Genomic DNA, 14,246 nt, shown 5'->3' on the forward strand with positions numbered 1-14,246 from the left:
TGTTACAGAAAGCAAAAAGCCCCATTTTAGGGCTTTTTGTTGCTATTTATATTTATTAATGTAACAAATTACTCTCTTTTGAATCCTGTTAAACGTCAATATAAACTTCCTGCCGTGGTGAAAAATTGACCAGCCAAGTAGGAGCTACGGCGGACACATCCAATCGTTTTCACTTAATAACTCCACAAAGTCACAGGACCGATCAAACCGCTTTCCATGGGTTTCCAACCACCGGCATCAAAGTTTTTATAGTTGATATTCACAAAATTGATTTCGTGATAATTACGCCACGCAACTTTTTGCTGATCCAGGTGACGGATTCGGTTGGCCATCAGGTTGGCTACTTCGATGCGGATTTTATTTTCTCCATCGACCAACCATTTGGTGACATCCTGTTGAAAAGGTATAGACCACAATATACCTGCATCCTGCCCATTAATAAATACCCGGGCGCTTTCTGCAACCCTTCCAAGCTTCAGAAGATAGGATTTTGATTGATCCTTATGGATAGAAAATGTTTTCTCATAGGCCGCTGTACCTGAAAAATTAACGGCGTCTTTATCGCCCCATTCGGTCCAGGAAGAAAGTCGATCTAGCTTTTGCGGCTTTGGTAACACCGGCCCTCCAGCAATAAAACTGACTTTCCAGTCACGATCCAGTTGGGCCACTTGGCTTAATTCGTCCTGATAACGAAACGTTTCCTTGGCCTTTTGATCCGAAGCCAAAATGATCCAAGAATAGCCTGACGGAATCTGCACGCGTATTTTGCCATCGATCGATGGCAGCTGAAATGTCCGCCCAGTCTGAGGATCCAATAAAGTATACTGTTTAGCTTGTGTATTTAACATGATACTGCGGTCGACCATCTGTCGGCTGTGATTAACCAGATAATAGTAGGTGTCCTTACCAGCGACTCTCCTTGAAAACTTTAGTCCTGTCTGGCTAATCCGTTCGGGAGCGATCTGTTCTGTTTCGAGTGCTGAACTGACATCCGCCGTCAAATAGATCTTACCTTTTCCAAAAGCTGTATACTGATTCGCTTTATCCCTCTCGAAACCCAGGGACGCAATCAAAGTATTGAACTGCGCACGACGTTCGTCCAACCGGCTGTACCCAGCAACCTCTTGCGGCAATTGTTGGAAGATGACTGTTGCTCCCTCGCGCGCCATTTGCAGAATTTTCTGGAGTGTCGCTTCAGAAAAATAATGGCAGGCAGGAATATAAATTGCCCGATATGGGATCGCATCCTTAGCTGTTTGTAATCTGCCGTCCTTAACTGTTGTTCCAGCTAAAATTTTATCCGTTGCAAAATCAAAGCTATAGCCTCTTTTCTGCAGTTGCACGCTTTGTTTATAAAATTGCGTTGGGTGCAACCATTCGTCAACATCATGAACTTTCAATGCCTTATCCATTCCCTTCGCATCGTTCCAAATATCATAAATAGGCCAGTAAATTAACAATTCGTTATCAGCACGGCTAGATTGAAGAATAGACTGGACACGTGTAATATATTGATTTAGACCACTGAGATGGTCCCAAAATGAATTTTGCGGCACAAAGTTTACTGAAGCATAGAATAACCACCCCGGAAAGGGTACATTTTTTGGTGAATAGGTTGTGCCGTGGTAGAACACATGGTTCACCCCTGCTAGAAACAATTGTTCAACTTCCGGTTTCGTTTGTGACAAGGAGGTTTTAAAATGTTCGGTCAGCCAGGTGAATGTTTCCGAAGAAGTATATTTTCTTCCATAGACGTTTGTCGCTGATGTCGCAAATTTGGCCATCATGGGATCCGGGTCCACATTACGAATATCAGCAGTATCGCGCCTTAAACCGGGGATATTGAAACTACTGGAGCCAAAGGTTTCACACTCAGGAATATCTGTATCAGCATACAAATCGATCAGATTTCCCGGAGATCCATGGGCCTGATTTTTCGAAATCGCTTTATAGCGGTGGGCGAAGTCCGTAAATGGGACCAAAAAATTCTGGGCAAGGAGTGCATCCACAACTTCACGGTAATCGGATTTTAGGCGTGCTGTTTTGGTTTTATCTTTACCCATTCCCGCAAAATCCAAAAGATTATCCTGTAAGCGATACCCTTTAAGTCGTTCAAAAGACGTTAAAAATTCATCTGTCCAGTTCGCACCGTATACCTCGTAACTATCATTAAAAAATGCACGTACATGCAGCTGCTTTGCATTGAAAACTTCGGCAAATCTATTAAAATAAGATGCTACTGAAGTCTGTCCGAGATGATCCAGAGTATATCCTTCACCTCCGGGCGCAGCACGCTTCACTTTTTGGCCTGTCCTGCCTGAAAATACAGCCAATAAACGGATATCCGCAGGCGCTTCCCACGTTCCACTGGTATGTGCACGATAATCATCCAGATTAATCTCGCTATGGTCTGATCTAAACGCACGCAGAGCCTGCAGCATGTAATAATGTTGTTTAGGATCCTTCGGTTTTAGGGGGAACTGAATTTTCTCGCCTTTTTTTAATTCAAAGTCCTCCAGGATCAGTTTGGTGGCCGCATCTTTTTCCCTGATCTGTGGTCCACCGAAAGGCCAGCCTGTCCCCAGGTTGATGTCTACTCCCATTCCCAGTCTTCCGGCCTTATCGGTCGTTACAGCCAACATATTCATCCAAGGTGGTGAAAGAAAGCTCAGATACTTGGATTCAAATCCTTTCGCGCCATAAATTGGCGTCACTTCGACACCGCCAAATCCACTTTTATCAAATAAGGTTAATTCACGTTCGAGGTTCGCTCTGTCCACAGCCGAGCCGAGCCACCACCAACGTGTCCAAGGTTTCATTTCTTTGGTCACTGCTGGCCATAGATCCTGTGCAGTACTTCCACCGGAAGCCAACAGATTACACGCAAGCAATAATGATATATAAATTTTTTTCATGTCAAAATTGGTCTAATCCATATGAAATACCTTCTTCAAGTTTATCGATACCGGAGAATGATCAGCATTTACTTCCATAATATCCAGCATATAATCCCACCATTGCTGAACTATGGCTTCCTTTCCCAATTCTTGTGATGAATGTCCTGCCAAGTATTGAACAGCAAATAACGTATTCGTCTCTTCATCCAAAAAAATACTATAATCAGACACGCCATTTTCACGCAACAAAGCTATTAAGTCTGGCCAAATCGCGTCATGCCGACGCTGATATTCCGCTGCCATACCTGGTTTCAATTTCATCTTGAATGCTATTTTTTCCATATCGTCTAAGTATTCAATTCCTTTATTCTTACGTTGCTTGTTAATTAGCCAGTAGCTGATGTATATCGGCTTCGATAATACTCAATGTGCCTTTGGCGTTGGCATCATTGCGTGCGACACCGTCATCCAGTTTCTTGCCGCCCATTTCTACCTGATTATTTTCCTTTGTGGTAAAAGGCGCATTTTTAAGTTTTATCGTCACCTTTTCGCCTTTCGTACGCGGAAATGAAAGTGTACAGTAGCCCAACGTCAGATCCGTATTGCCGTCAAAAACAAGCTTGTCGTCCACAAAAACCTGCAATGGGTAGGATCTTGATCTAAAATTATTCAGTTTCAGATCGATCTCATCCATATCGGATTTTTCCTGTAAAGTATATGTTATCCAAGCTGTAGCTAGCTGGCCATCATTGACCCAATCCGAGAGCTCATTATCATCGTAAGACTGTGTGGCCTTCGCTTGGTTAGCTCCAGCTGTCGCTGTACGGATTTTAAGACTTTTTTTCAGCTGCAGCAAAGAGGGTTTCGTTGGACTTGGTCCCCGCTCTAAAAATGAAGGCAAATTTTCATTGGATTCTTTGACAAAATAATTCGCCATCGTTCTGATAGGTTGCACCTGCCAGGTGACCGAATCGGATAAAAGGCCTTCAGACACTGCTTTCAATACAACCTTACCTGATTTATCGTACTGTGTACGAAGTAAAACACGATTTACGCCAGCCTCGACCGGAAGCGATCTGGCCAAAATGTAATTGTCGGGCCCCTGTGCAATTCCACCACGCCAATCCATCGGTCCGTCTAGTTTGAAATCAATCTTATTTGAAGCAAGTGGGCACCGCAACCCATTTTTATCAAGCACTTCAACTTCGGCCAATACCATATCGTTTCCATCTGCAAAAAGGCCATTTTTTCCATGTTGTGCCGTTAAACGGATTTTATAAGGTTCGCCTGTGGTTCTGAGCTCCCTTGTATTCAATAATTTGCCATCTTTGCTGAATGATTTCGCCGTCAATACGCCCGCTTCGAAATCAACAGCAGGAAAACGGAACAGGAAATCATACAGCTTTTCTGCTTCTGCCTGTACTTTACCGTTCACCGATAATTCTACCCGGTCAGCAGCGGAAACGACCAAGACATCTTTTTTCGTTCCAGCAGGATAGTTCCAGTGCCCTACAAGATATAAACCTTTTGGATCTGCGGCAATCCAACCATCCCACATCACCTGATGGGCGAAGTAAGCATCTTTTGGAATGCGCATAGCATCTACCTCACCGCTTCTTCTGTAGTTCTCCTTTCCCCTGAAGTGCGTATTCGAATCGGAGAATATAATATTCACACCCCCCGAATTGACCCGATCACCGGTCCCTGGACGCATTTTCCAATATTCCCACCAGCGATGTACAGCCTCAACGACATAACTATCCTGATTTCTATTATAATCACTGGCATCTACACCTTTATAAAGTGGTCCTTCCCCATCCTTGTGAAATGGATAACTCCATTCATCCCAGTATTTACGTAATGCCTCATCCCGCATATATTCCGTGGCAATCATCGGGTAACGGGCGCTTTTATTAATGTACAGCATTTCACCACCATATTCCGCTAATTTACTGTCTAACATCTCACGTGAACCGATTGCCCGGCCGCCGGCAGGATCGAATTGATCCCGTATAGCTTTCATCTCTGCCATATGCTCTTCCGATATGGATTCGTTTCCACATTCATAAAACAGTACACTGGGATTATTGCGATAATATATGATTACATCGCGCATCAGTTCGACCCGGTGTTCCCAGCGTCTTCCCTGAACATCTTTTTCAGCGTCCCCTGCCGGCAACATTTGCATAAGTCCTACCCGGTCGCAGGATTCGACATCCTGTTTCCAGGGGGCTACGTGCATCCAGCGGACAAGATTAGCATTACCCTTGACTATCAGCCCATTGCTAAAATCACTTAACCAAGGTGCTACAGATAGGCCAACGGCGGGCCATTCATTACTGGTACGCTGCGCATAGCCCTTCATCATCAAAACTTGGCCATTGAGGTACACCATTCCATTCTTGAAAGCCGTTTTTCGAAACCCTGCTTTCGTTTGTACAGCGTCTATAGTTGTGTTGCCCTGTACGATTTTTGTCGTCACCGTATAGAGATAGCCATAACCCCAGCTCCAAAAGTTCACTTGACTCAAGGCCGCGCTCATGGTCAATTGTTGTGTTTGATTGGCAGGAAGATTGAACTTTTTTGAAAAAGTTTTGACCAACTTCCCATCAGCATTACGTACTTCGGCAACAAAGTCGACCAGACGCGATTGCCCGGTTTCATTTTTCACCTCAGATGAAACAAAAAGATACATTGTTTTTTTAGGGATGTTCATATTCTTCGCATACACATAAACACCCGTAGTCTTCAAATTGGAGTATAAGGGTAGGGTCTGATAAATTTTTGAAGCAAAGTGGATCCACACATTTTTTGGAATTCCACCATAGTTTGCATTAAAGTTTTTATCGTTCCATTGATACGTGCTGTTTGTTGCTTTTTCACGATAGCTCCAGCTATTGTCTATCCGTATAGCCAGGGTATTTTCGTGATCGCGATCAATCAGGTCCGAAATATCAAATCCTACAGCCATTACGCCATTTTCATGGCGACCAATAAATCTTCCGTTGAGATAAAATTCTCCCCCAAAGCGAATTCCTTCAAATTCCAAAAAGACCTTATCAGAAGTTACTCCCTTGGGGACAGTAAACTTTTTTCGATACCAGACAATATTCGTTGAAAGGTCATGAATCGCTTTCGCGAAAGCCTCATCCTCATTCCATGCCTGAGGCAAGACAACTTGTTTCCATGCACGATCATCAAATTCTGTGGCAGAAGCATTGTTGACATCGCCGATGTGGTAACGCCAGTCAGCATTAAAACTAAAAGTCTTCCGGCCTGCTTGAGCATACGCGCCGAATGAAAGCAGCAGGCAACAAAAAATAAAGAATAACTTTTCCATCGTTTACTTTTTTAAGGCTAATAAGAACGCGCAATTTTTAGTAACAGCATAACTGACTCCATTCCATCATGAATACGAATTGATCAGGTTGCTATCAACAACCGGAAGAAGACAGCTTATTTTGACAACATCTTATAAACCTCTGTGCCCCCTAATAAGAAACAACCCAAACCATAATCTTCAAAATCCGGCTGGCTTGAAAAACTGACGGGCTGACCATCCTTTGGTTCTTTTCCCGTTCCTTGTAAATAGCCTAAAAAACCGGAAGGGTGTACCGCTTCTGCGATCATTGCTTTCCATGCTTTTTCGACAACAGGCCGATATATTTTAGCGTCTAGAAATCCATTATTAATGCCCCAAGCCATACCATAGACAAACAATGACGTCCCTGAGGTCTCGCGCCCGCCAAAATTACTAGGGTCATGCAGACTAACATTCCAAAATCCATCCGGCCTTTGAATCGGGACAAGTGCTTCCATCAGCGCTTTATAATCGGCCATATATTCCGCCCGATGGACTTCGTTTTCCGGAATTAAAGAAAGTACCCGGACTAAAGCAGCCACGACCCATCCATTACCGCGTGACCAATAGCAATCCTCACCATTCGGTTCTTTGTAGGGCGGAACAAAATCCTTATCGCGCCACCAAAGTTTATCGGCCTTATTATACAGACCTCCACCTTCTTGTGTTTTTGAATGATGATACATTTTATACATGTAATCAAAGTAAGTTTGATCTTTGGTCATTACACCCAATTTAGCGTAAATTGGCATGGCCATTTGTATGGCATCGATCCAGGTCCAATCGTCTACTTTTCCCGATTTGATAATGTAATCTATATTTGCTTTAATTTTTTGGATACGCTCAGGCTTCTGTTCAATCTCATAGAGATCCAGATAGGTTTGCCCACAAGCCTGGTCATCGGCATTTCGGGTTTCCAAACCATTCCGCATTCCCCAATCATGTTTATTTCCCCAATCCACAGCATAATCGTAGTATGCCCTGTTTTTATCAATCTGATAAAGTGCCATGAGCCCTTCGTAATACACGGCGCGGGTCCAGATATTGCTCGGTCTCCAGCGATTGGTATAGATCGGTTTCCCTGTATCCGTCCATTTATTCATGAAATAACGATTGGTTAGCTGCAGCGACTGAAGGACGTCCTCAGCAGTTAGTTCCTTTTTGTGTTCGACGACTTTTTTTGTCGACGAACAGGCCGAAAGACCAACAGTAATCAGTAAAATGACTGTATAAATAGTAGATAGTTTCATGCTTTGTCTGCTTTTCAATTTATTCATAACGGGTATTCCCTTTTTTTTGTGCAAGTTGTTCGTAGGGTATCACACCAACTCTTTTAGCCCAATTTTCATAGCGCTGAACCATTTCACGATATACTTTTGGAAAAGTGGCTGATAAGTCTACTGTTTCACTCCTATCTTTTTCTATATCATATAGATACCATCTATTTTCAGGATAGGAAGAGACAAGTTTCCATTTTCCTTTGCGCACAGCTTTGTTGCCTTCATGCTCAAAACAAATCTCCCTGTCAATATCCTGCTGTTTCCCTGTCCATAGCGGAACCAAGGACAATCCTTCCATGGGTTTAATCATATTACCGGCATAGTTCTTAGGATAGCTCGCTCCTGACCATTGTGCTAAAGTTGGCATGATATCGATCAAATGGGCAGGCATATCAAACTGCTTGCCCCCTTGTAGGTACTTGGGTCCATAGGCAATAAATCCGGTCGCATTGCCCCCCTCAAACTCCCAATGCTTAAACTTTTTGAAAGGCGTATTGCTCACTGCAGCACCTTCGGCTCCATAAGCTGTGAAAGAACGTGGATGACTGGCAGGAAATTCATTGGCAGCTCTAATTTCTGCTGTAAATCCAGCATTGCTTATGGTCTCATTGCTCGCCCCGTTATCAGAGAGAAAGATAAAAACAGTGTTGTCCAATTGCCCTTTCGACTGGAGATAATCAACCAGTCTGCCCACATTCTGATCCAATTCGTCTACCATCGCCGCATACACAGCCATCTTTTCATCCCATTTTACTTTTTCTTCCCAGCTGCAGTCATTCCAATCTCGTAAGGTGGTATCCATTTCTGACAACTTCGTTGTTGGTGGCAATATTCCTAACCGCTGCTGTTTTTGAAAACGCTTTTCACGGATAGCCTCCCAACCTTCCATATATTTACCCCGATACTTTGCAATATCCTGCGGCTTGGCATGTAAAGGCCAATGGGGAGCCTGAAAAGCGAGGTATAGAAAAAAAGGATCCTTTTTTTTCGTTTGCAAATGCTCACCAATGAAAGTCATTGCATAATCGGTGTAGGCATCCGAGCTATAGTATTCTTTTGGCGGAACGATCGTTTCATTGTCCAAAGCTATCGTCAACGTTTGCTTGGGTCGATAAGGTCGGTTTTCAAAGTAGCTGTTTGCTCCATCAATTAGCCCATAGTAGCGCTGAAATCCACGCTGTAGCGGCCAATTTTCCTTCTCTTGTCCCACATGCCACTTTCCTGCCATATATGTTCCATATCCAGCGGTTTTCAGGAGTTCGGCCAATGTAATAGCGTCCCTGCTCAAATATCCCTGATAGGCAGGAAATGGCCGCTTATTCATCATATCGCCGATGCCGGCCTGATGAGGATATAGCCCCGTCAGCAGGGAAGCGCGCGATGGACAACAACGTGAAGCATTATAAAAATTAGTCATTTTGATACCCTCACTTGCCATCTTATCCAAATTTGGTGTTTCAACCTCAGAGCCAAAACAGCCTAAATCTGCATACCCCATATCATCCGCCAAAATCAATACGATATTGGGCCGCTTCTGCGCATGGGCTTCAACCAGCGCACAAAGGAGAAATATCCATGGGAGGAATGTCGGCTTTTTCATATTACATAAATTTCTTTAAGCCAATTTTGCTTTGCGCTTTCAGTTGTTCCGCTAGCAATTTGGCATTGAGTAAAGCGCCGGCCTTATTGGTATGTGTCGCATCTGTGGAACCAAAAAATTCAGCTTCTACTGTGCTTTTCCCGAGAGCTTCATACTGCGCGATCACTAGATCCTGCAGGGGTATAAAGAACGCACCGGTTTGCTCTGCAGCCTCCTTGGCCCATACAGCATAATCCGATCTGCGCACCTGGTTACCCTCCCAGGCGTTACGTGGGATTGGCGAACAGATAATTGCTGTGGCGCCCTTATCTTGAATATTTTTCACAAATCGACGTAAGTAAAAACCATAACTATAGACAACTTCGTGTTGCTTCAACAACGGGTTATACACGTCCTGATAATCGTCGCCATTTCCCTTTATCGTCCCACGGGCACGCAACGTATCCACAATGGGACTTGAATCATTATGTCCAAACTGCATGAGTACAAAGTCCCCGGGCTGTATACTATCCAGAACCTTCTGCCAAAGCTTGGGATTATTATAAAAAGTCCGCGTGCTCGTACCTCCCAGTGCACGGTTCTTCACTTCGATCTTATCCGCTTTAAAATACTGACCAATAAAGCTCCCCCATCCCCATTGTCTGTTTGAACCATTTCCCTGTCCATTTTTTACGGTGGAATCGCCAATAATAAACAAGGTCGGTTTACGACTCTGTTCCAAAAACGACATGCTGATTACAGCAAAAAGGACCGCAGCCCATGGCAACAATTTCAATTTCATCTTCACTATTATTTAATATATTGAACTAACTGGCTTTTAATCCTACGGAATCCTTCAATAACAGACAATGCATTTTCTCGCGCTCCGGCTTTATTCGTATGGGTATGGTCACCCGGAAAATAACTGGATTTTACGATATCAGCACCAAGCTGGTCATATTTATCTGCGGTAATACTGTTCAGATCCAAAAAAGCGACTCCCTGCTCTACTGCAATCTTCTTAGCCCACAAACCAAAGTCTTTGTCGGCCCGTTTCACTCTACCTTTGTCATCCCATTGGTTCCGCGGAATCATGGACAATACAATCGGGGTCACTCCCTTTTTCTTTGCTTCCATCACAAATCGACGTAGATTTTCACCATACGTGCGTACGGTCTCTTTTTTCCCATTGCCCCAATCCAGCACAACTGAATCTTTACCGATACCGCGCAGGACACCTCGATATCCCTGTTTGCTGGTATCGGGCTTACTGCCCTCGTTATGGCCAAACTGAATCAATAAAAAGTCTCCAGGCTTGAACAAAGAATCAACTCTAGCCCATCTTCCCTCTTTGACAAAGGTACGTGTACTCCGTCCAGCCATCGCATGATTGTCTACACGGACGCGTGTCGTATCCAAAAATTCAGGAAGCAGGGTACCCCAGCCCCAATATTCTTTATTGCTATTTTTAACTGTCGAATCACCGATAAGATAAATCGTTGGCCGATCTTGCTGCTTTGTAAAGGATATTAAAAGAATCGCTACCAATGCCATTCCTATCCATTTTATTGTATGCTTCATTTGTTACTTAGCTATTATTTCAATCAAATAAAACCCAAATTGTGCTTCCATCTTTTTACTTTTTGTCCGCCGTCCTGATCAACCGAATGTTTGGTTTAACCGGGCGATCCATCCCCACGCCGAGATAATATCCAGTATGTGGCGGCTGGTTATAGCCTACATTTTGCCAAGCTATGCTCAAGCGATATTGCGGATCGTGCATTAGGGTATACAGGCGCTGTTCTGTGGGAATGGTGGACGTATATACGCGTAGACTCTGGTTGTCTTCGGCACGCAGGATCAGCTCTTCACGCCAGTCGCCAAAGATATCTGCACTTAGATTGGGTGTACTTTTAGTGCCATTGATCGATGATGCACCCATTGCCGTAAAGATCCGTTGCGTTTTCCCGTTTTTATATTTTTCAATATAATTGCTGTTTAAAAGTTCCCGACTTAAATCAGCATCCCACCAGATCAAAAAATTGGTCGATCTCGGTGCCGGACCTACCTTATTTCCTTTGGCATCATACATATCTCTAGATCCCAGCCACCACAGGTATGCCCCTTTATGATCGGGGTCAATATTTCCCGCAACACCGCGGGGGACGTCTTGATCCATGGCATTTTTAAATAATATGGCTCCTGTTTTAGCATCCAACATGGCCACACCAGTTCCTTTTCGCCCACCTTTTAATTCATGAATTCCAAAAATCTCCAGACCGGGTCTTTCCGGATCCAAATCACCGACATGCAGCGCATCACCATGCCCCAGACCCGTACTGTATAAACCTTTACCATCATCATCAATAACCATCGAACCAAAGACAATTTCATCCTTGCCATCCTGATCGACATCCGCAACCGTGAGATTGTGATATCCCTGACCAGAATAAGGATCTTTACGAAATTTACTATCGAATACCCAACGCCTTACCAATTTTTTATCCTTGAAGTCCCATGCTGCCAGGGCTGTACGCTCATAATATCCTCTGGTCATGACAACACTGGGGTGTACGCCATCCAAATAGGCTACACAAGCTAAAAATCGATCACTGCGATTGGCATTGGTATCTCCCCATGAACGTAAATCGCCACGCTCAGGCAGATAATCTACCGTGCTCAGGGCTTTGCCCGTCAATCCATCAAATACGGTTAAATATTCGGGTCCTTTCAATATACGACCGACAGTAGGCGAGTTTGATACGGTATCGCGCCAATCGGCCTTTGCATTACCAATAACATTTCCCAGTCCATCTTTTGTACCGTCGGCGGTTTTACAGACCAGCTCTGCGCGGCCATCACTGTCGAGATCATACACCATAAATTGGGTATAATGTGCCCCTTCCCGGATATTCTTGCCCAAATTGATTTCCCACAGAAAAGTACCATCAAGTTTATACGCTTGTAATATAGGTGCTGAAGTAATTCCATTGTGCGCATTGTCATGTCCAACTCCAGTCTGGTGAACGATAAGTTCATAGGTTCCATCTCCATCCAGGTCGCCCACAGAAACATCCCCCGGCGTGTAGCCTTCGGGGGTACGTAATTGAATATTCAGGTATTGCTGTACTTTTTGTTCCTTCGGCAAGGTGAGCTTAGCGACTTCTGTTTCTTTTCCTCCGGCCACCATATCCAGAATATAAGTTACATCTTGATTCAAATCGACATCATCGTCCAAAAAGTTAGTCCCTTTGGTCAACGGTGAAGTATTCAGCTTTTTCTGCTGGCCATTCCCCTCCTTTCTATAGATTGCGAAGGCCGTGTCAAAATCGTCAGTACCAAGCAAACGCCAGCTCAAAAAAACAGAGTTGTCCGTCGTTTTTATACCGACCATCCCCCGATCCAAAAACTCCATTTTACGTTGGGCGGAAACAGCAAGAGAACCGATCAGTGCTCCTGTCAAAAGAATAAGTTTTGTCTTCATCATTCAAAGGTGTAAATCACAGTAGACTGGCCCATATTATTGCTTTTTATTATTAACAGTTACATTATTTAGGACAAAGTTTTTAATATATTCCTTGTGAATGACAGGATCTTTGGCGGCACGAACATGCATATTCTGAAATGTAAAATCCGATAGCATATATTGCGTTGAATTGAGGACGTCAAATACGATGTCGCAATCTAGATCAATGTTGCGCAGCACTATATTTCTTGCATACGACATTTTGATATCTTTCTCGCCTTTTAAATCGAAAAACTGGGTCCAAGGTTTGATAAACAGCATGCTATTGACATTTCCCTTTATATTTTCGATCAATATATTTTCATATTCTTGTGGTGTGTCGGGACGCATCTTTAATTGCAATAATTTACGCGCCTTATCCAATGTATTATTTCTAAAAATCACATTGTAACTATGAATGGATTCGCTTCCACATGTCAGCGCACTATGACAAAATCCAAAAAAACAATTTTCGATAATAATATTTGAATTGGGGCCGTTGTTCGGATCTTTATCGGACTTGGGTCCTTTGCCACCTTTTAACGCAATTGCATCATCGTTGACAGATAAGTAGCAATCCTTAATCAGTACGTTGCGACAGACATCCAAATCGATTGCATCGGAACTAGGCGCCTTGACGGGTTCCTTTGGCGCTGAAATATGTAAGCCGATCAATTTGAGATTTTCACACTTATAATAATGAGAGGTCCAAAAAGGTGAATTGATCAAGCGAATACCTGAAATCTGTACATCTTTGCTATTAGAGACATAAAGTAAGCGTGGACGCATCTCGTCCATATTTGTACATTGAGGGTTAAACTGTCTTCTGAGCCAGAAGGATCGCCAATAGCGTAAGCCATTTCCATCGAGTGTACCCTTGCCTGAGATTGTAAATCCATCCACCTGATCGGCGTTGACGAGCGCCAAAAAATATTTTACGGTTTGACCTTCCATTCGGGTCTCCGCCAATGCAAAGTCTGCAATATCGTCGCTTCCCTTCAATACTGCCCCTTCTTCTAAGTATAAATGTGTCTTTGGCTTAAAGAATAAAGATCCGCTCAAATAGATACCTTTAGGCACGACGACGACTCCACCACCACTTGCATATGCTTTATCAATCGCTTGTTGGATCTTAGCTGTTTGTACCAGGGTACTATCCTTCGTAACACCAAAATCCGTAATCAGAAATTTCTTGCCGAGCGTTGCTATCTCAGTCGATTTTACCGTCTCAAACCATTTTGAGATTGCTGTTCCATCCGGAAACTTTTCTTGTGCCTGTGCGCAGGATAGAATCGCTATTGATGCGAGTACATGTAAAAATCGAAAGATTTTTTTCATAATATTGGTTTTTATTAAGTTTAGTTTTCCCGCTTCTCTACCTCTTATTAAAAAAGATAAAGACAGCTTCGAATTGATCAGCATATTTAAGGACGCTTAAATAAGTAGCTACTTTAAAAGTATCAACATTTTTAAGAAGAGCCGTCCTGTAGTATCCTGACCAACTTGAGGAGCTAGTCACAAAATACTCATATTCATCGATAATGACACCGCCAGCAAAGATTGAGAGCTTTTCGTAATATATTTGTTATCAAGAAAACTGTTCTGAGAACATTGAAATATCCTA

The 14,246-nt window shown here is 43.3% G+C and carries 9 protein-coding genes; all 9 read right to left on the bottom strand.

The genetic code is table 11. From position 1 onward, the window contains the following. Positions 1-173: 173 nt before the first annotated feature. Complete coding sequence (locus tag K7A41_RS13410) at positions 174-2,915, bottom strand: glycosyl hydrolase (RefSeq protein ID WP_265714085.1); 2,742 nt, start codon at positions 2,913-2,915, stop codon at positions 174-176. A 12-nt stretch (positions 2,916-2,927) separates the two neighbouring features. Beyond that, the gene (rhaM, locus tag K7A41_RS13415) at positions 2,928-3,239 is read right to left on the bottom strand and encodes an L-rhamnose mutarotase (RefSeq protein ID WP_265714086.1); all 312 of its coding nucleotides are present in this window, start codon (positions 3,237-3,239) and stop codon (positions 2,928-2,930) included. 40 nt (positions 3,240-3,279) lie between these two features. Continuing rightward, positions 3,280-6,237: a glycoside hydrolase family 2 protein gene (locus K7A41_RS13420; protein WP_265714087.1), complete on the bottom strand. Its 2,958-nt coding sequence runs from the start codon at positions 6,235-6,237 to the stop codon at positions 3,280-3,282. A 116-nt stretch (positions 6,238-6,353) separates the two neighbouring features. Further along, positions 6,354-7,535 carry a glycoside hydrolase family 88 protein gene (locus K7A41_RS13425; RefSeq protein WP_265714088.1) on the bottom strand — a complete coding sequence of 394 codons (1,182 nt, stop codon included), beginning with the start codon at positions 7,533-7,535 and terminating at the stop codon, positions 6,354-6,356. Further along, the gene (locus K7A41_RS13430; RefSeq protein ID WP_265714089.1) at positions 7,528-9,138 is read right to left on the bottom strand and encodes an arylsulfatase; all 1,611 of its coding nucleotides are present in this window, start codon (positions 9,136-9,138) and stop codon (positions 7,528-7,530) included. Before K7A41_RS13430 ends, K7A41_RS13425 begins: the two co-directional genes overlap by 8 nt. A gap of 1 nt (position 9,139) precedes the next feature. Next, complete coding sequence (locus K7A41_RS13435; RefSeq protein ID WP_265714090.1) at positions 9,140-9,919, bottom strand: rhamnogalacturonan acetylesterase; 780 nt, start codon at positions 9,917-9,919, stop codon at positions 9,140-9,142. Positions 9,920-9,927: 8 nt separating this feature from the next. Continuing rightward, positions 9,928-10,698 carry a rhamnogalacturonan acetylesterase gene (locus K7A41_RS13440; protein WP_265714091.1) on the bottom strand — a complete coding sequence of 257 codons (771 nt, stop codon included), beginning with the start codon at positions 10,696-10,698 and terminating at the stop codon, positions 9,928-9,930. Positions 10,699-10,753: 55 nt separating this feature from the next. Then, complete coding sequence (locus tag K7A41_RS13445; RefSeq protein ID WP_265714092.1) at positions 10,754-12,604, bottom strand: rhamnogalacturonan lyase; 1,851 nt, start codon at positions 12,602-12,604, stop codon at positions 10,754-10,756. A 33-nt stretch (positions 12,605-12,637) separates the two neighbouring features. Beyond that, a complete protein-coding gene (locus K7A41_RS13450; RefSeq protein WP_265714093.1) occupies positions 12,638-13,960 on the bottom strand; it encodes a glycoside hydrolase family 28 protein in 1,323 nt (440 codons plus the stop codon). Positions 13,961-14,246 lie beyond the last annotated feature (286 nt).

The organism is Sphingobacterium sp. InxBP1, from assembly GCF_026191775.1.
Classification (GTDB): Bacteria; Bacteroidota; Bacteroidia; order Sphingobacteriales; family Sphingobacteriaceae; genus Sphingobacterium; species Sphingobacterium thalpophilum.